This window comes from Bradyrhizobium sp. UFLA05-109 (assembly GCF_054185165.1).
In genome coordinates this window covers 23330-40431 of record NZ_JBBIAR010000044.1, presented here as the reverse complement: position 1 = coordinate 40431, position 17102 = coordinate 23330, and the positions used below count along the sequence as shown (strand labels likewise).

At 63.9% G+C, this 17102-nt stretch carries 14 protein-coding genes and 1 pseudogene; 10 read left to right on the top strand and 5 right to left on the bottom strand.

What is annotated here, in order from left to right; translation table 11 throughout:
• Nucleotides 1-137: 137 nt before the first annotated feature.
• The gene (rpmB, locus tag Q3C01_RS28460) at nucleotides 138-446 is read right to left on the bottom strand and encodes a 50S ribosomal protein L28 (protein ID WP_458148602.1); all 309 of its coding nucleotides are present in this window, start codon (nucleotides 444-446) and stop codon (nucleotides 138-140) included.
• Between the two features lie 534 nt (nucleotides 447-980).
• Here rpmB and Q3C01_RS28455 point away from each other — a divergent pair.
• The 5 genes and pseudogenes from Q3C01_RS28455 to Q3C01_RS28435 all read left to right on the top strand — a co-directional run bounded on the left by Q3C01_RS28455 (nucleotide 981) and on the right by Q3C01_RS28435 (nucleotide 8088).
• Complete coding sequence (locus Q3C01_RS28455; protein ID WP_458148634.1) at nucleotides 981-1781, top strand: DUF3108 domain-containing protein; 801 nt, start codon at nucleotides 981-983, stop codon at nucleotides 1779-1781.
• A 938-nt stretch (nucleotides 1782-2719) separates the two neighbouring features.
• Nucleotides 2720-6115, top strand: coding sequence for a helicase-related protein (locus Q3C01_RS28450; protein WP_458148601.1), 3396 nt, complete (start codon nucleotides 2720-2722; stop codon nucleotides 6113-6115).
• Between the two features lie 72 nt (nucleotides 6116-6187).
• Nucleotides 6188-6454: pseudogene (locus Q3C01_RS28445) on the top strand (RNA-binding S4 domain-containing protein); the annotation flags it as partial.
• Between the two features lie 137 nt (nucleotides 6455-6591).
• Nucleotides 6592-6930 (top strand): ferredoxin FdxA, encoded by a 339-nt coding sequence (fdxA, locus tag Q3C01_RS28440; RefSeq protein ID WP_027526516.1) that lies wholly within the window; start codon nucleotides 6592-6594, stop codon nucleotides 6928-6930.
• A gap of 345 nt (nucleotides 6931-7275) precedes the next feature.
• Nucleotides 7276-8088, top strand: a complete 813-nt coding sequence (locus tag Q3C01_RS28435) for a CarD family transcriptional regulator (RefSeq protein ID WP_458148600.1) — start codon at nucleotides 7276-7278, stop codon at nucleotides 8086-8088.
• Between the two features lie 110 nt (nucleotides 8089-8198).
• Here the strand turns inward: Q3C01_RS28435 and Q3C01_RS28430 are convergent, their stop codons facing one another.
• Nucleotides 8199-8678: a hypothetical protein gene (locus Q3C01_RS28430; RefSeq protein ID WP_458148599.1), complete on the bottom strand. Its 480-nt coding sequence runs from the start codon at nucleotides 8676-8678 to the stop codon at nucleotides 8199-8201.
• A 339-nt stretch (nucleotides 8679-9017) separates the two neighbouring features.
• Here Q3C01_RS28430 and Q3C01_RS28425 point away from each other — a divergent pair, with 339 nt between their 5' ends.
• From Q3C01_RS28425 to Q3C01_RS28410, 4 genes are all read left to right on the top strand, one after another.
• Complete coding sequence (locus Q3C01_RS28425) at nucleotides 9018-10274, top strand: GTP cyclohydrolase II (RefSeq protein ID WP_458148598.1); 1257 nt, start codon at nucleotides 9018-9020, stop codon at nucleotides 10272-10274.
• An 8-nt stretch (nucleotides 10275-10282) separates the two neighbouring features.
• Entirely contained in the window at nucleotides 10283-11521 is a 1239-nt protein-coding gene (locus tag Q3C01_RS28420; protein ID WP_458148597.1) for a URC4/urg3 family protein, read from the top strand.
• A gap of 54 nt (nucleotides 11522-11575) precedes the next feature.
• Nucleotides 11576-12205 carry a uracil phosphoribosyltransferase gene (gene upp / locus Q3C01_RS28415; RefSeq protein ID WP_458148596.1) on the top strand — a complete coding sequence of 210 codons (630 nt, stop codon included), beginning with the start codon at nucleotides 11576-11578 and terminating at the stop codon, nucleotides 12203-12205.
• A 128-nt stretch (nucleotides 12206-12333) separates the two neighbouring features.
• A complete protein-coding gene (locus tag Q3C01_RS28410; protein WP_458148595.1) occupies nucleotides 12334-12816 on the top strand; it encodes a c-type cytochrome in 483 nt (160 codons plus the stop codon).
• 98 nt (nucleotides 12817-12914) lie between these two features.
• Here the strand turns inward: Q3C01_RS28410 and Q3C01_RS28405 are convergent, their stop codons facing one another.
• Together Q3C01_RS28405 and Q3C01_RS28400 are read right to left on the bottom strand one after the other, a co-directional pair.
• Nucleotides 12915-13754: a DUF1194 domain-containing protein gene (locus Q3C01_RS28405; RefSeq protein ID WP_458148594.1), complete on the bottom strand. Its 840-nt coding sequence runs from the start codon at nucleotides 13752-13754 to the stop codon at nucleotides 12915-12917.
• A gap of 238 nt (nucleotides 13755-13992) precedes the next feature.
• The gene (locus tag Q3C01_RS28400) at nucleotides 13993-14280 is read right to left on the bottom strand and encodes a hypothetical protein (protein WP_458148593.1); all 288 of its coding nucleotides are present in this window, start codon (nucleotides 14278-14280) and stop codon (nucleotides 13993-13995) included.
• Nucleotides 14281-14756: 476 nt separating this feature from the next.
• Between Q3C01_RS28400 and Q3C01_RS28395 the strand changes: the two genes are divergently transcribed.
• A complete protein-coding gene (locus Q3C01_RS28395) occupies nucleotides 14757-15656 on the top strand; it encodes an AraC family transcriptional regulator (RefSeq protein ID WP_458148592.1) in 900 nt (299 codons plus the stop codon).
• A gap of 11 nt (nucleotides 15657-15667) precedes the next feature.
• Here Q3C01_RS28395 and Q3C01_RS28390 read toward each other — a convergent pair whose 3' ends face one another.
• Nucleotides 15668-17083 (bottom strand): adenylate/guanylate cyclase domain-containing protein, encoded by a 1416-nt coding sequence (locus Q3C01_RS28390; protein WP_458148591.1) that lies wholly within the window; start codon nucleotides 17081-17083, stop codon nucleotides 15668-15670.
• Between the last annotated feature and the right edge of the window lie 19 nt (nucleotides 17084-17102).

The window sequence follows — 17102 nt, the reverse complement described above, 5'->3', positions numbered from 1 at the left end:
ACGATTGGTTAAAGAGATCACGCGCCGCAAAACAAAAACGGCCGGATCTTTCGACCCGGCCGTCACTCAAACTCAACGCCTTTAAAGCTACGCCACGCGACGCTTACGCGTGCCCCCGGCCCAGCTCTTGAAAACTCTTAGCTCGCCTTCTTGACCGGCGCAGCGCCGCCGACCTTCTTCTGGATCTGGCGCTTCAATTCCAGCGCGCGCGGCGAGAGCGCGTCAGCGTTGGCCTTGATGAGGTAGGCATCGAGGCCGCCATTGTGGTCGACGCTCTTGAGCGCATTGGTGGAGACGCGCAGGCGCACGTTGCGCTCGAGGGCTTCGCTGATGAAGGTCACGTTGACGAGGTTCGGCAGGAAGCGGCGCTTGGTCTTGATGTTGGAGTGGCTGACCTTGTGGCCGGTGAGGGGGCCCTTGGCCGTCAGTTCGCAGCGGCGAGACATGTCAAAAATCCTTATCCTTTCCCCCAGCGATTTGCGGCGGCCATTCGGGGCGCCACGGGGGGTGCAAATTCTCTGTCCTTGCAGGGAGCGGGCGGACGTATAGGGGGGAAGGGGCGGGTAGTCAAGGATTTGGCTGCGCTTCAGCCCACCCACCGGTGTCATCGCCCGGCTTGACCGGGCGATCCAGTACGCCGAGGCGCCTGTGATTGAACCGAGGGGCCGCGGCGTACTGGATGCCCCGGTCAAGCCGGGGCATGACGGCGGAACAAGGGGTGAGAGAGGTTTCCGGGTACGCGGCCCGCCACTCACGAAAACGGCAATGATTGAAATGCCTTACCATCACATAAAGGGCGTAATCGGGGCGGAAAGAGAGGCCGGTTCCAGGCGGCCGGGCGCTGATTGCCCGACCCCGACATTGTTTGCCGCCGGTTTTGGCTTAAGTACAGGGCTAGCGGTATCATCGGATTGCAGCTGAACGTGATCATGCCTCTGTCTTTCTCGCCCCGGCCGCGTGCCCGCGGCTGGCTGGCGCTGATGGCCCTTTGCGGCCTCGGCTGGGATGTGGCGCCGGCGGCAGCGCAAGGGCGGCTCGATGCGCAGTATGAGGCGACGCTGTCAGGCATTCCGGTCGGCCGCGGCGCCTGGACCATCGATATCCAGGAAGACGTGTTCTCGGCTGCCGCGTCCGGCGGCACCATCGGCCTCCTGAAATCCTTCACCGGCGGGTCCGGCACCGGCGCGAGCCAAGGGCGCGTCGTCAACGGCGCGCTGGTTGCGACCGGCTACCAGGCCTCAACCACCACCTCGAAGAAGACCGAAGACATCCACATCGTCCTGGACAAGGGCAATGTGAAGGAGTTCGGCATCGCGCCGGAGCCGCCGGTCGACCCTGATCGCATCGTCGTCACCGAGGCGCATCGCCGCGGCGTCTGGGACCCGATGACGGCCTCGCTGCTGCGCGTGCCCGGCGCCGGCGAGCCGGTGTCGCCGGAGGCCTGCCACACCGGCGCCCCCGTGTTCGACGGCCGCATGCGCTACGACCTGAGGCTCGATTTCAAGCGCATGGAGAGCGTGAAGGCCGAGAAGGGCTATCGCGGCCCGGTCGTGGTCTGCGCGCTCTATTTCGTGCCGGTCGCCGGCTACATCCCCGATCGTCCGGTCATCAAATACCTCGCCGCCCAGCGCAACATCGAGATCGCGTTCGCGCCCGTGGCGGGCACCCGCATCCTGGTGCCGTTCTGGGTGAAGATCCCGACCCCGCTGGGCCCGGCCATGCTCGAAGCCACCAGCTTCATCACCGTCCCCCAGCCGCCCAAGGTCGCCAAGACGCAGTAGGGCGCGTGCCGTCGTCCCGTAGCCCGGATGAAGCGAAGCGAAATCCGGGGTCGTGCCGCCCCGAGGGTCCCCCGTATTCCGCTCCGCTCCATACGGGCTACGCGTTGGCGATGGTGGACCCACTACAAATGGTGGAAAGCGCGACCCCGCTTGTCTATCCCTACTGTGCATGGGGTTGTTTTCGCCGAAATGAGCGAGGCGTGTGTGACGCCGCTTTTACCCTCCCCTGGAGGGGTCCGAGATGAGCGTAGCTCGCTCGTGGGTCGATCGCGCGTCGCGCGAGCGGGGTGGGGTGAAAGTCTCTCCACCTCAACAGTGCCTGCGTGGAGAGATCACCCCACCCCGGCGCTTCGCGCCGACCCTCCCCCTCCAGGGGAGGGTTGGGCCACATGAATCCATTTGACTCTCAGTCGATTCTGATTCGACTCCCTCCCGTCCCCAACATTAAGGAACTCGCCCCGAAAACGCCGCTTGTGCCGACGGCCAAAACTCCATCTAGTGCACCCGAAATCGACCTGGCACGAGATGCTGCGTGAACGAATCCGGAAGCAAAGCGGAGTCAGCGATTCGGCCGCGATTCGTTCCGGAGTCGTTCCGAAGCTTAAGCGTGGGCGAGAAAGCGTTGCAAAATGAGACAGTTGCGGGGGAGGCGGGGAGTCTCTCCACTCACTCCATCGTCATCGCCCGGCTTGACCGGGCGATCCAGTACTCCGAGACGCCTGTGATTGAACCGAGAAGCCGCGGCGTACTGGATGCCCCGGTCCCGTCTCCGCCAAGGCTCCGACGAGGCTCGCGAACTCGGCTCGCCGAAGCTTCAGCGAAGGCGGCGAGCCGGGGCATGACAGCGGAGCAAGCGATGACAGCGGTATGTGTGGCGCGCACTTCGCCCCCAAACGCCACTGACAAACGGCCCAATCACGACTAGCTAATCCCCCAGAATGGCCTTTCCTCCCTCCTCCTTCGCTTCCGAGCGCGCGCCTGGCGCGGGCGTCACTGCGGTGCTCGGGCCGACCAATACCGGCAAGACGCATCTCGCCATCGAGCGGATGCTCTCGCATTCGTCTGGCATGATCGGGCTGCCGCTGCGGCTGCTCGCGCGCGAGGTCTATAACAAGATCGCCGATCGCGCCGGCGTAGAGAGCGTCGCGCTCGTCACCGGCGAAGAGAAGATCAAGCCGAGGAATCCGCGCTACTGGGTCTCGACCGTCGAGGCCATGCCGCGCGATCTCGATGTGTCCTTCCTTGCGGTGGACGAAGTGCAGATCGCCGCCGATCTCGAGCGCGGCCACGTCTTCACCGATCGCATCCTCAATCGCCGCGGCCGCGACGAGACGCTGCTGCTGGGCGCAGCCACCATGCGCCCGATCATCGAGCGCCTCTTGCCCGGCGCCTCCATGATCACGCGTCCCAGGCTTTCCAGCCTTGAATTTGCCGGCGATCGCAAGATCACGCGCCAGCCGCGGCGCACCGCGATCGTCGCGTTCTCGGCCGACGAAGTCTATGCGATCGCCGAGCTGATCCGCCGCCAGCATGGCGGCGCTGCCGTCGTGCTCGGCTCGCTCTCGCCGCGCACGCGCAATGCGCAGGTTGCGATGTTCCAGAACGGCGACGTCGATTACCTCGTCGCCACCGACGCGATCGGCATGGGCCTCAATCTCGACGTCGACCACGTCGCCTTCGCCTCCGACCGCAAGTTCGACGGCTATCAGTTCCGCCGCCTGACGCCGGCCGAGTTCGCGCAGATCGCGGGCCGCGCGGGCCGTGCCACGCGCAACGGTACATTCGGAACAACGGGCCGCTGCGCGCCGTTCGAGCCCGAGCTCGTCAACGCGCTCCAGAACCACACCTTCGATGCGGTGAAGGTGCTGCAATGGCGCAACTCGAAGCTCGATTTCTCCTCGCTCGGCGCGCTGCAGGTCTCGCTCAATCTGGCCCCCGGCCATGAGGCACTGACGCGCGCGCCGATTGCCGAGGACATGCGCGTGCTCGATCACGCCGCCCGCGACGGCGAGGTCCGCGACAAGGCGCACGGCAAGGCGGCGGTGGAACGGCTGTGGGAGGCCTGTCAGGTCCCCGATTACCGAAAACTCTCGCCGGCGGCCCATGCCGAGCTCGTCACCACGCTCTACGGCTTCCTGATCGACAAGGGCTGCATCCCCGATTCCTGGTTCGCCGCCCAGGTCGACCAGTCCGACCGCATCGACGGCGACATCGACACGCTGTCGGGCCGGATCGCGCAGATCCGCACCTGGACCTTCGTCGCCAACCGCCCGGACTGGCTGAAAGACCCCGAACGCTGGCAGGGGGTGACGCGGGAGGTCGAAAATAAATTGTCAGATGCGCTCCATGAACGGCTTACAGAGCGTTTCGTTGATCGTCGTACCAGTGTATTGATGCGCCGCCTGCGGGAGAACACGAGCTTGAATACTGAAATCGGCAAGACCGGCGAAGTCATCGTCGAAGGCCACGTCATTGGCCGCCTCGATGGGTTCACCTTTGCACCGGATGCTGCGGAAGCAGGATCCGATGCGAAAGCCTTGCAGGCTGCGGCGCAGGCGGTGCTCGCCGGCGAGATCAATGCACGTGCCGAGAAGCTCTCCGCTGCGCCCGACGAGCAATTCGTGCTGACCTCGGAAGGCACCATCCGCTGGACCGGCGATGCGGTCGCGCGCCTCGTTGCCGCAGAGGAAGCGCTGCATCCGCGATTGCGCATCATTTCCGATGAGCGTCTCACCGGGCCCCCGCGAGAAAAAGTGCAGGCGCGGCTCGAGCTCTGGCTCAAGACGCATATCGAAAAGCTGCTCGGGCCGATGTTCGAGCTGTCGAAGGCCGAGGACGTCACCGGCATTGCCCGCGGCATCGCCTATCAGCTCGTCGAGGCACTCGGCGTTCTGGAGCGGCCGAAGATCGCCAATGAGCTGAAGGATCTCGACCAGCCTTCGCGCGCGACGCTGCGCAAATACGGCGTGCGGTTCGGCGCCTATCACCTCTATTTCCCACAGCTCTTGAAGCCCGCCGGGCGTGCGCTGGCCGCGCTGCTCTGGGCGCTCAAGCACGACAATGTCGATCTGTCGGCGCTGTCGGGCGCGCAGCATCTGGCGAGCTCGGGCCGTACCTCGTTCCCCACCGACAAGGCGTTGCCGCGCGATGCCTATCGCGTGCTCGGCTACAAGCAGTGCGGCGAGCGCGCCGTGCGCGTCGACATCCTGGAGCGCCTTGCCGATCTGATCCGCCCGGCGCTGGCCTGGCGGGAGACTTCGCCCGGCGAAAAGCCCGCCGGCGCGTTCGACGGCCGCAGCTTCGTCGTGACGCAGGCGATGACCTCGCTCACGGGCTCGGCTGGCGAGGATTTCGCCTCCGTGCTGCGCGCGCTCGGCTATCGCATGGAGAAGCGCCCGCCGCTGCCGCCGAAGCCGGCTGCTGCCGAGACGGTCGTGCCTGAGGCTGCGCCTGTCGAAGGCAGCGCCGAGACGTCGAGCGAGGCTGCGGCGGAAGCCGTTGCCGAACTGTCGGCGGATGACGCGGTGCCTGCCGTTGAGGCAGCGGCCGAGCCGGTTACCGTCGAGGACGCTCCGGGCATGGAGCAACATGACGAAGAGCCTCATGCCGAGCCCGCGCTCGACGCTACGCCCGAGGCGCCGGTGACGCCGGAGGATGCGCCCGGCATCGCGCCGCCGGCTGATGAAGCTGCAACCGTCGAAGCCGCCACCGAGGCCGTGCCGGCCGACGTTGCCGCCGCCGTGGAAGCCGCCGCATCTTCCGATGCTGCCGCGCCTGCGGAAGCTGCGGCAGAAGCCGCCCCCGCCGAGCCGCAGCTCGTCGAGGTCTGGCGTCCCGGCGGCCGCCACGAGGACCGCAAGCCGCGCCACGAGCGGCACCGCCCGCGCCATCACCACCAGCCGCGTCCGCAGGAAGGCGCCCAGGCAGCCCCCGCAGAGGGCGAAGCCGCAGCCACTGATGCCGCGAAGCCTGGCGAGCGCCATCGTCACGGTGGCGGTCGCAAGGAGTTTCGCAAGGGACGCGAAGAGGGCCAGGGTGGCGGCCAAAGCGGCGAGCGTCGTGAGCCGCGTGATGACAAGGGCCGCCGCTTCGAGGGCCAGGAACGTAAGGACCGCGACAAGGATCGCGATCGGGGCAAGGGCAAGTTCGGCGAGCGCGACGGCGGCCGTGGCCGCGACAAGGGCCGCGATCGTCGCGACCGCGAATCCGGTCCGTCGCATCGCCCCTATGCCTCCAGCGCTTCCCCGCGCGAACGCGATCGGCCCATCGATCCGAACTCGCCCTTCGCAAAGCTCGCCGCGCTGAAAGAGCAGCTCGCCGGCCGCAAGGAGTAGCGCAGCGTTTTCGAGCGAAGTGCGGAGCGGTTCGCGTGAAGAAAACGCGTCAAAAGGAATAGCGCCACGACCGAGCGCCAGCGACTCGACAAATGGCTGTGGCACGCGCGCGTGGTGAAGGCGCGCACTTCTGCGGCCGAACTCGTCGAAAGCGGCCATGTCCGCGTCAACGGCATGCGCGAGACCTCGCCCGGTCATGCGATCAAGATCGGCGACGTCCTGACCATCGCGCTCGATCGCACCGTGCGGGTCATGAAGGTGATCGCGTTCAACGAGCGGCGCGGCGATGCAAACTCCGCGCGTGTGCTGTATGAGGAGTTGAACGAGCGCAAAGCGTAATTAATTGCGTCTTACGTTCACTTCTTGGCCGAAGACTTGCGAAAACCGGTCATGATCGGCCGTTCCCGACCTTGCGGCGTGGGTGTTTACGCGCTACGCAAGCCGCGAATTTGAGAGAGCTTTTCGGAGCGTTGTGGATGACTTACGTCGTCACTGAAAACTGCATCAAGTGCAAGTACACCGACTGCGTCGAGGTCTGCCCGGTAGATTGCTTCTACGAGGGCGAGAACATGCTGGTCATCCATCCTGACGAATGCATCGATTGCGGCGTGTGCGAGCCGGAATGTCCGGCGGACGCCATCAAGCCGGACACGGAACCGGGCCTCGAAAAGTGGCTGGAAGTGAACGCCGAATACGCCAAGAGCTGGCCGAACATCACCCAGAAGAAAGATTCGCCGGAGGATGCGAAGGAATTCGACGGCAAGGAAGGCAAGTTTGAGAAATATTTTTCTCAAAACCCCGGTTCTGGAGACTAACTCGGATCAAACTTAACCCTAATACCTTAGTCAGCGCCATAAACAGGTCAAAAAACCCCTAAATCATTGATTTTTGCGGGAAATGTGCTATATTGGGCACATTAGCCGAACCCCGTCAGCCCCGTTGGCCCCTCTGGGTTCCCGTGAAACCTCATGACGAACAGGGGCGTGGCAGTTTTCCGCGCGCAGGCTGTGTCACAGAAAACGCGTAAAAAGAGTACTTCTGCTAAGGCGTCCCATAAGGATGCCAAAAAAGTCGCCACGGCAAGCCGTAGCGCATCCGCATCCAAGGGTCGTGCCGCGACTAAGCACACGGCTGCAAAGTCCTCGAAGAAAAGAAGCGCAATGCCTCACAAGACTGCCAAGCCGGCCGCGAAAGCGACCGTTTCCAAGCCTGCGGCTGCCAAGGCTGCGGTCAAGCCTGCCGTGAAAGCGCCTGTTGCCGCCGCGCCCAAGGCACCCGTCGCTTCCAAGACCCCCGTCGCTGCCGCCAAGCCCGCTGTGAAGCCGGCCGCCGCTGCGCCGAAGGTCGAGGAAAAGAAGGTCGTGACCCAGCGCCAGGGCTTCAAGGCCAATGAATTCGTCGTTTATCCCGCTCACGGCGTCGGCCAGATCCTGGCCATCGAGGAGCAGGAGATCGCCGGGGCCAAGCTCGAGCTGTTCGTCATCAACTTCATCAAGGACAAGATGACGTTGCGCGTTCCGACCGCGAAGGTCGCCAATGTCGGCATGCGCAAGCTGTCCGAGCCCGCGCTGGTCAAGAAGGCGCTGGAGACCCTGAAGGGCCGCGCCCGCGTCAAGCGCACCATGTGGTCGCGCCGCGCCCAGGAATACGAAGCGAAGATCAATTCGGGCGATATCGTCGCGATCGCGGAAGTCGTGCGCGACCTCTACCGCTCCGAATCGCAGCCCGAGCAGTCCTACTCCGAACGCCAGCTCTATGAAGCGGCGCTCGATCGTCTTTCCCGCGAGATCGCGGTGGTGCAGCACTCGACCGAGACCGAAGCGGTCAAGGAGATCGAGGCGCAGCTCGCCAAGAGCCCGCGCCGCACCGGTGCCAAGGCCGAAGCCGCCGAAGGCGAGGCCGATGCGGACACCGAGGGCGATATCGACGATACCGATGGCGACGATACGGCGGTCGCCGACGAGGCGGCATAAGCAGCTTCGTTCGCGCAAGCATTCAAAAGCCCGGCCGTTCGGCCGGGCTTTTGTGTTTTGGCGGCGGACACTTGATCCGTCGGCAACTCCTTGATTGTGTTCGGCCCGCGTCAGCGCCGATTGCTTGCTTCCGCAAGGTGCGGAAGCTGGCGTCGAAGCCGAGGCCAGCTCCGGGTCAACGATGTGGATTTCCGGACGGGCTTGACCGGCTTGCAGTCGGGAAAGCGCGCGATCAGCTCGGCCTTTAGAAACTGGAGGTGGCCGATCTGAGCGACGAGCTCCTTCAGCTCTCGTTCGCCGTTGATCAGCTCCATCTCGAGGCCTCGCAGTCGCTCCTTGTCGTCGTCGTCGCGATCGACGAATTCATCTGCGCTATTGCCGGCCGCCACGGCGGCGCGCGCAAGCACGTCCTCCATCCGCTCCTTCAAGCTGGCCTGTCGGGCCGTCGCGGCTGTCAGCCTCGCATCGAGCGCCTGGGCGATCGTGTCCATGTTCAACGGATCGGCCTCGATGGCAGGTGTCAGCTGACGCGCGGCCCTGCCCAGCACGACAGCGAGGAAGCGCGACTTCATCAGCAATGTCAACATCATGCGCGTTGGTCGCGTCGTTCGGTCGGCGGGTTCGACCCCATCTGCGTGCTCTTGGCGACGACGCTTGACCCTCTGCGCCAAATCCGAACAGGTATCGCGAAACCTGCGATCAACCCGGTGTCACGCCCGCGCAGGCATTGCGTATCCACTCATTCATCCTCCTTTTGGGTCCGGCTCGCGCTGCCGCGCGCCGGAGAATGCGGGAACAACCGTTCGTTACAACACTGGCGATTAAGAGATGAACTGCTATGTTATTGAGATCGGTCATGAATGGCTTTGCCCTCTGACCGCGCTAGGCCCGTCCGACAGGCGGGCCGTTGGCTTTATAGGAGCCTGGTTATGAGTCGCTCGAACCGCACCGAACATATCCGCCTCACCTCCCATCCGGAGCCGGGTGGAAAGGCGGCCTTCCCGATCCAGTGGGGTGCCGCGGACGCGCGTGCGCGTGGGCCGATCGTCGGCACGGTATCGCGAGCCCAGGACCGCAACGTCATCGGCAGCCATGGCGGTTCCTATGCCGTCTATCGTGCGCTCGCGGTCTCCTCCGGCGCCCTCGACCCGATCCGGCGTCCCGATCTCACCAACACGTTTCCGGCCGCGACCATCGGTCCGTTCCCGCAATGGAGCGATCCGGAAAAGATCGTCGCGCTCGATCCCTGGGGACATCTCGTCGCCGAGAATTTCCGCAAGGAAATCGCCGAAGGGGCCGATATCCGCCCGAGCATCGCGGTGACGCGCGCGCGGCTGGATCTGCCGGAAATCCGCGGCGCGCTGGTTGCCAAACGGCTGAAGCCGGATGGCGAGGTCGTGCACGCCAATGGCAGCGTGTCGGTGGTGAAGATCGCGATCGATCCGGTCTGGTATCTGCCGGGCCTTGCCGTGCGTTTCGGCACGACGGAGACCGAGCTGCGGCGCACCCTGTTCGAGCAGACCGCCGGCATGTTCCCCGAGCTCGTGACGCGGCCCGACATGAAGGTGTTCCTGCCACCGATCGGCGGCACCACGATCTATCTGTTCGGCGACGTGACCAAGCTGCCCGATCATCGCACCAGGATCACCTGCCGCGTGCACGACGAATGCAACGGTTCCGACGTGTTCGGCTCCGACATCTGCACCTGCCGCCCCTACCTCATTCACGGCATCGAGGAATGCGCGCGCGGCGCGCAGGAGGGCGGGCTTGGGCTCGTCGTCTACAATCGCAAGGAAGGGCGCGCGCTCGGCGAGGTCACGAAATTCCTGGTCTACAACGCGCGCAAGCGCCAGGAGGACGGCGACGCAGCCGCCGCCTATTTCGAACGGACCGAATGCGTGGCCGGCGTGCAGGACGCACGCTTCCAGCAACTGATGCCCGACACGATCCACTGGCTCGGCTTGAAGCGCATAGATCGCTTCCTGTCGATGAGCGACATGAAATATGACGCGCTCACGGGGCAGGGCATCGATATCGTCGAGCGCGTGCCGATTCCGCTGGAGCTCATTCCGGCGGATGCGCATGTCGAGATCGCCGCCAAGAAGGCGGCTGGATATTACGCCGAAGAGATCCCAACGGCGAAGGATTTGACCGACACGGTCGGACGCTCGCTGGAGAAATATTGAGTTACGTGATGGCGGCGGCCACAGAACGAGAGGCCCGATCGCTGCTTTCAGCGGAAGTGGTCCGCGCGCGCGCGACGCAGATGCTCGAGATCGGCCTGAGCGACGGACTGACGCATTTCACGGTTCATCTCGATCGCATGGACGCGGTCGTGGATGCCGTGCTCGCTGTCACGCGACGGTCCTATCCTGCACTGGATATTCCCTTTCACGCGCGGTGGCGGCACTTCGTCCTCGGTGGCGCCGACCGTTGGTCGCGCCTTGCTGACACCGTGTCCTGGCCGGATCGCGCCGCGCGGGCGCGTGCTGAATTCGATCTTGCCATCGTCAGCGTGCTGCTGGATGCGGGCGCTGGCGCTGCATGGCGCTATCGCGACGCGACGACGGGGCGGGCGATCAGCCGCTCGGAGGGGCTTGCGCTGGCAAGCCTCGACATGTTCGCGGGCGGGGCGTTTTCCGGTGACCCGCCCTCTCCCTTCCGCGTCGATGCGGATGTGATCTCGCAACTCCCATTTGCGCGGCTCGAGTCTGGCTTTCAGGTCACGGACAGCAATCCGCTGCTGGGCCTTGAGGGACGCACGGATTTGTTGCGGCGCTTGGGGCAGTTGGTGGCGTCACGCCCGCAGGTCTTCGGTACACGTGATCGGCCGCGTCCGGGCGGCTTGTTCGATCATCTCGCGGCAAGGGCCGCGAGCGGCTCAATCGCCGCACCGGTCATTCTCGCCGAAGTGCTGAACCAGCTCGGATCGATCTGGCCGTCGCGACTGGAGCTTGCCGGCATTCCGCTCGGCGATTGCTGGCGTCACCCCGCGATCAAGACCGATGACGCGACGACCGGTCTCGTGCCCCTGCACAAGCTGTCACAGTGGCTGAGCTATTCGCTGATCGAACCCTTGCAGCGCGCAGGCCTTGACGTGACCGACATCGATGGCCTCACCGGGCTTGCCGAATACCGCAACGGCGGCCTGTTCGTCGATCATGAGGTGCTCCGTCTGCGCGACGACGCCGACGCCGAACGTGCGCACGCGGTGGATTCGCTGCTCGTCGTGGAGTGGCGCGCGCTGACGGTCGCGCTGCTCGACCGGCTCGCAGGCCACGTCCGCGCAAAACTCGGCCGCCCGCCGGGGTCATTGCCTCTCGCCAGCATTCTGGAAGGCGGCACCTGGGCCGCGGGCCGCGCCATTGCCTTCGCGCGCCGTCCCGATGGCGCGCCGCCACTCAAGGTGATCAGCGACGGCACGGTTTTCTAGCGCATGGGCCGAACCTGTCGCAATGCGCGCCGATAATTTCAGGAGCATCACGTCATGGAAGGCGTCACGATCGTCGATCATCCGCTGGTCCAGCACAAGCTGACGCTGGTGCGGGACAAGTCCATCTCGACGAAATCCTTTCGCGAGCTGGTCAAGGAGATCGGCATGCTCCTGTGCTACGAAGTCACGCGCGATCTTCCGCTCGCCGAGGTCGTCGTCGATACGCCGCTCGCGCGCATGCAGTCGGCAAAGATCGCCGGCAAGAAGCTGGTGTTCGTTCCGGTCCTGCGCGCCGGCACGACGTTCGTCGACGGCATGATGGATCTGGTCCCGACTGCGCGCGTCGCCCATATCGGACTCTACCGCGAACCGCACAGCTTCGCGGCCGTCGAATATTTCTTCAAGTCGCCGTCGGACCTCGGCGAGCGGCTCGCGATCGTGGTGACGCCGGTGGTCGCAACCGCCAACACGGCGGTAGCCGCAGTCGACCGGTTGAAGGAGCGGGGCGCGAAGGATATCCGCCTGGCCTGCCTGATCGCCGCACCCGAAGGCCTCGAGCGGATTCGCGGCCTGCACCCGGACGTGCCGATCTGGACGGCGGCCGTCGACGAAGGGCTTGACGAGCACGGCTACATCGTGCCGGGCCTCGGCGATGCCGGTGACCGCGCGTATGGAACGAGGTAGCGAAACGGCCCTGGCAGACAATTTCATTTGAATTCCGGCCCCGCTCCGCCACTTGCAAGATGGCGGTGAGATACGGGACTTCGAAGCCGCCCTGAGCCGCACAATCGCTGCGCCGGCGAGGTGATCAAATGAAGCAGCCGCAACTCCTGGCACGCCTTGCCTTGTCGAAATCCAGCCGGTGGCGAGACGCGTGTGTGCAGCGCATCGGTTTGGTGGGCGCACTCCTGGCCCTCAGCGGGGGCGCGTACATGCTGCATTCGCCCTCCCATGCACAGCAGCCGGCACGACAAAGCGTCGATACCGCCTCAGGACAACGTGCGTTCAACAATTCATGTCGGACCTGCCATACGATCAAGGACGGCGACAATCGCCTGGGCCCGCATCTGTACAGGATCCTCGGAAGGAAGGCCGGCTCGCTGCCGGATTACAACTACTCCAGCGCGATGAAGAGCGCCGACTTCGTGTGGGACGAAGAAAAGCTCGAGCGCTTCATCGCTGATCCGGATGATCTGGTGCCGGGCAACAGCATGAAGCCATTTGGTGGACTTGCATCTGCCGACGACAGGGCAAGAATAGTTTCTTTCCTGCGATCGGGCGCGTCGAGCCGATAGGTCTCCCTCACTCGCCCATTCGCCACCTGTTTGCCGCGGCTATGAGCGTTGATCGCAGCTGAGGCCTGCTCTTAACCAGAAAGAGCCGTTGCCGATGCTCACCATCGGCTTCGTCTCTCCCAGATGTCCTCGCCAATGCCACAGGATATCCTCGGCCCTTCTTCGGCCACCGGGACGATCCGGTACGCCGGCGTTCGGCCGGCGACCTCCAGCGTGAGCTTGGTCCGGATTGCCTCCTTGAATCTCTCGCGCTCCCTGATTGCCAGCATGAACGAGCCTGGGCCTCCGATCACGCAATCCTCGTAGTAGATATCAAGGTTATCGATGTCCATCATCGAGACGGTCGTTCGCTTCATCATGATCGGCAGGCCGTTGATGGTGATGCCCTTCGCCAGCGCCGCATTCCGCGCCTGGGTAACAGGGGGGCCCTCGTTGTTCGCACCATCACCGGAAATATCGATCACGCGTCGCAGCCCGCGATACTGATTTTGGTCAAACAGCGGTATTGCAAACTGGATCGCACCGGAAATCGACGTGCGGGATCCCCGGCGAACCGGCGTTCGCATGATCTCGGCGGCCAGCGCATCTGCGGACTCCGGGCCGTCGATGAGCCTCCAGGGCACGATGATCTTCTGATCATCCAATGCGGACCACTCAAAATAGGTGATGGCCAACCTCTTGGTCGGCCCGGCCTTGAGCGCCTCGAGAAATTCCTCGGAGGTGACGGCCTGCGCATAACCCTCGCGTTGGACACGAAGTTCGTCCTCATCCATCGAATAGGAGACGTCAACGGCAATGGCGAGCTCGGCATCAACGGCGGGCAAGGCGTCCTTGTCGGCCAATTGATATCCGAGATTGCCGACGGCCGTACTGGCGAAGTCGCCTCCGGCGATAGCGCCTGCGATCAGCACCCTCAGGAGCCAGACATACTTGCGCATGGGAGGTCCTCGTTCGGGTTGTACTTGCATGCATGGGCTCAGACGACGCGCGCGGGTCCAACTTGATCGCGCAGACGGAGGTAACCTGTCACTGTGTGGCGAAATGGCACACCGGGCTCCGTCGCCGCCGCCCCGGATAGAAGAATGCCCGAGGCGGCTCCTGAAATCATGCTTGCGTCAAAATGGCATCGGTAAAGTTGAGACTGGTAGCGGGATCGGGATCTCACAGGCCGCGCTGCTAGCGCGAAGAGAACCCGATCGTGGTCAGTTTCGGCCCCTTTTGCAGCGCGATCATGTTCTGACGTGGAGTCAGTACGGCGATCTGATGGGGAGAAGCGGGCATGCCAGCAAATTCCAGCGTCGGAGCGGGAGACTGCTCCTGGACCCCGGATGCCCCCATCACAGCAACCTGGTGCCAAGTGATCGGAAAGCCCATGAGTTCAAAGCTTGGAAGTTCTGCTGCCCCCGCTGAGAAGCCGACTACCATCGCCGGCGCAATCGCAACCATCAAGAACATCTTCTTCATGGCAATCTCCTTCCATCGGCTATCCGCGAAGAGTGAACCAGCTCACATCCCGCCACGATAAATTGAAATATGCTATTTTCCTGCACTCCATAACTTGCCACTCTAGCGAACGAACGGCAGATCTTCTTGGTCAATTGCGAACGGCAGCACCGAACCTGGGTACGTGAATTGTCAACACGCTCGGATTGTGGTTCGGCTGAATCAGTTGCCGACTGTGTCCTGATCGAAGGAGTGATCGAGTCAGTCAGCAGATGCCTCGACGCTCTTCCGGAGTGGAGTACCAGCCGGTGCGTGCGACAACGGGTTTTTTCAGCGTCTAACGTCTGGACCCCGCTCTTGCCTAGCGAGGTCTCGAGGCGAGTCTGAGGTCGAAGTTCATGAGTGAAACAGGAAAGCACCAGACGTCGGAATGCTTGCCTGAACTCGCAACATTTCGACTTTCGACTGACAAGTTTCCCCAGCGAGAGCGCCTGTCCATGTGGCGCCAGGAATTCGGCGACAAGATTCTTCGGGTCGATATCGAGCCGTTGTCGGATATTCCATTCCACGCCCGGTCGACGTTGCGTACCCTGCCGGGGCTGAATGCGTTCTCTTCCACGTCATCGCCGCTTCGGTTTCGTCGCACCAGCGATGCGGCGGATGCTGATGGATCCATTGCCCTCATCATAAACATGACGAAAGACTGTGTCGTATCTCAGCGGGGCCGGGAAGTGACGCTGCGCACGGGCGACGCAGTCGCAGTGCATCACAGGAGTACCGGGAGCGCGAGCTTTGCAGAAGGAAGCTACTTCGCTCTGGTGATCCCGCGGGCCGAGCTTGCGTCGCGCCTGAGCAATATCGATGAGCCGACGATGCAGCCCATCCCGCGCGAGCAGACCACCCTGCGGCTCATCAGAAGCTATATGCGTCCGCTATGGGACGAGCTTCGCCTGGCCACGTCCGATCTGCGTAGCCTGGTGGTGACGCATGTTCATGATCTTGCGGCAATGATGCTGAGCGATAATCGCCTGCCGAGCGAGAGCAACGCCAGCGCGGTGGTGGCGACCCGGTTGGCCGCCGTATTGGACTACATCGCTGCTCATTTTGACGACCCGGAACTCAATCTGGAAACGGTCGCGCATAGCCAAGGCGTCTCTCCGCGCTATCTGCAACGGCTGCTTGAAACCTCGGGATCATCGTTTACCGCTCAGGTGAATGAGTTGCGCCTGCAACGAGCGTTCTCGCTTCTCACGGAGGCGGCCGCGAGCCCGAGATTGATTTCCGAGATCGCATTGGAAGTCGGCTTTTCCGATATCTCCTATTTCAATCGATCGTTTCACTCGCGATTTGGCGAGTCGCCGAGTGGCGTGCGGGCTCAGTCAAGAAGATCGCATTGACGCCGCCGCCGCTATGCTACGACGTCCGTGCCTGAAGCGGCACGCGCCTGCGTCCAGATCGCGATCGGCTGCTCGAGGCCGCGGACAGTCTGCGGGGTCTGTTCTATCAGCGGACGAAACGCCGCTTCGGCCTCGCCGAGCTCGATCCTGGCGCGCCTGACGAGATCGTCGCTCGCCACCAGCGCGCAGCCGAGCGTGCGCGTCAAGGATTCGAGTCGGCTCGCCGCGTTCACGGTCGAGCCGATCACCGCAAACTCGAGACAAGTCAGTCCGATATCGCCGAGCACGACGGGGCCGTAATGCAGGCCAAAGCTGACGCGGATCGGTGGCTCGCCAGCCGCCTTGCGCTGCTCGTTCCAGCGATCCGCGGCCGCCATCATCGCCTGTGCGCAGCGTAGCGCGTTGATGGCATCAAGCCTGCCGACAAAGGGCGTGCCGAAGGTCGCCATCAACCCGTCGCCGAGATACTTGTCCAGCGTGCCGCTGTGACGGAACACCTCCTGCTCCATCAGCGCATGGAATTCGCGCAAGGTGCGTACGACGTCTTCCGGCGTGCGCGCGTCGGCAAAGGCCGTGAAGCCGACGATGTCGACGAACAGCACCGCGACGTTTTGCGTACGCACCTGCCTCAACGGCTCGTCGTGCCGCGACAGCTCGTCGACCACGTTCGGCGAGAAATAGCGCGCGAGATTGCCGCGTTCGCGCTCGACGGCGGCGTGACGGATCAGGAGATCATTGCTGCGACGCACCGCCAGGGCGAGCGTCACTGCGACGATCATGAACACGACGATCTCCTGGATACGCGTCGCGAGCTCGATCGAGTTGGGCGAGATCAGCTGAAACATCCGGTGATCACCGCCGATCGCGGCGGCTATGCGGGCGGTCCGCGCGGGATCGGGGTCGGGCTGCCACCACACCCAGGCAACGCCGATGATCCAAAGCGCCGCGGTCCAGGTGCCAACGGCGATGACGGTCCGCCACGAATAGGCCAGCGTCGCGCCCGACAGCAACACGAAGAAATAGATGAAGTTACCCAAATGGAGTTGCATCGCTGCCGGCCAATGCCCGGAGCCGAAAGGATTTGGCCCCAGGAGCACGAACGTCAGCAGCGCGAGGTCGCAGAACAGCAGCGCCAGTTCCAGCCGCGACACGCCGACCCGGCCAACCCTGACCTGCGCCCAGCCAATCAGTGCGAACACGCCGAGCAGCGCCACATAGTAGAGTTGGTCCCATACCGGATTGATGTATATGAGCAGGCAAGCGATCACCGCGAGCGCGAAGTAGCGCGCCCGCACCGCCAGCTGCAGACCCTCCTGCTTGGCCGCTGCGAGCGCGGCCTGTGCAAACTCGACGGTTTCGGTCTCGCGCCGATCGCGCGCACGCGGCAATACGGCAGACAGGTCAAGGCGCTCGACAAGCGTGGTCACGGGGCAGTCTCCTCGCGTG

Coding starts and splice junctions, on each gene's coding strand:
- Q3C01_RS28455 (WP_458148634.1), top strand. CDS start 981: ATGGCCCTTTGCGGCCTCGGCTGGGATGTGGCGCCGGCGGCAGCGCAA.
- Q3C01_RS28420 (WP_458148597.1), top strand. CDS start 10,283: ATGGCGGCGGCCACAGAACGAGAGGCCCGATCGCTGCTTTCAGCGGAA.
- Q3C01_RS28410 (WP_458148595.1), top strand. CDS start 12,334: ATGAAGCAGCCGCAACTCCTGGCACGCCTTGCCTTGTCGAAATCCAGC.
- Q3C01_RS28400 (WP_458148593.1), bottom strand. CDS start 14,280: ATGAAGAAGATGTTCTTGATGGTTGCGATTGCGCCGGCGATGGTAGTC.
- upp (WP_458148596.1), top strand. CDS start 11,576: ATGGAAGGCGTCACGATCGTCGATCATCCGCTGGTCCAGCACAAGCTG.
- Q3C01_RS28395 (WP_458148592.1), top strand. CDS start 14,757: ATGTGGCGCCAGGAATTCGGCGACAAGATTCTTCGGGTCGATATCGAG.
- fdxA (WP_027526516.1), top strand. CDS start 6,592: ATGACTTACGTCGTCACTGAAAACTGCATCAAGTGCAAGTACACCGAC.
- Q3C01_RS28450 (WP_458148601.1), top strand. CDS start 2,720: ATGGCCTTTCCTCCCTCCTCCTTCGCTTCCGAGCGCGCGCCTGGCGCG.
- Q3C01_RS28435 (WP_458148600.1), top strand. CDS start 7,276: ATGCCTCACAAGACTGCCAAGCCGGCCGCGAAAGCGACCGTTTCCAAG.
- rpmB (WP_458148602.1), bottom strand. CDS start 446: ATGTCTCGCCGCTGCGAACTGACGGCCAAGGGCCCCCTCACCGGCCAC.
- Q3C01_RS28425 (WP_458148598.1), top strand. CDS start 9,018: ATGAGTCGCTCGAACCGCACCGAACATATCCGCCTCACCTCCCATCCG.
- Q3C01_RS28430 (WP_458148599.1), bottom strand. CDS start 8,678: ATGATGTTGACATTGCTGATGAAGTCGCGCTTCCTCGCTGTCGTGCTG.
- Q3C01_RS28405 (WP_458148594.1), bottom strand. CDS start 13,754: ATGCGCAAGTATGTCTGGCTCCTGAGGGTGCTGATCGCAGGCGCTATC.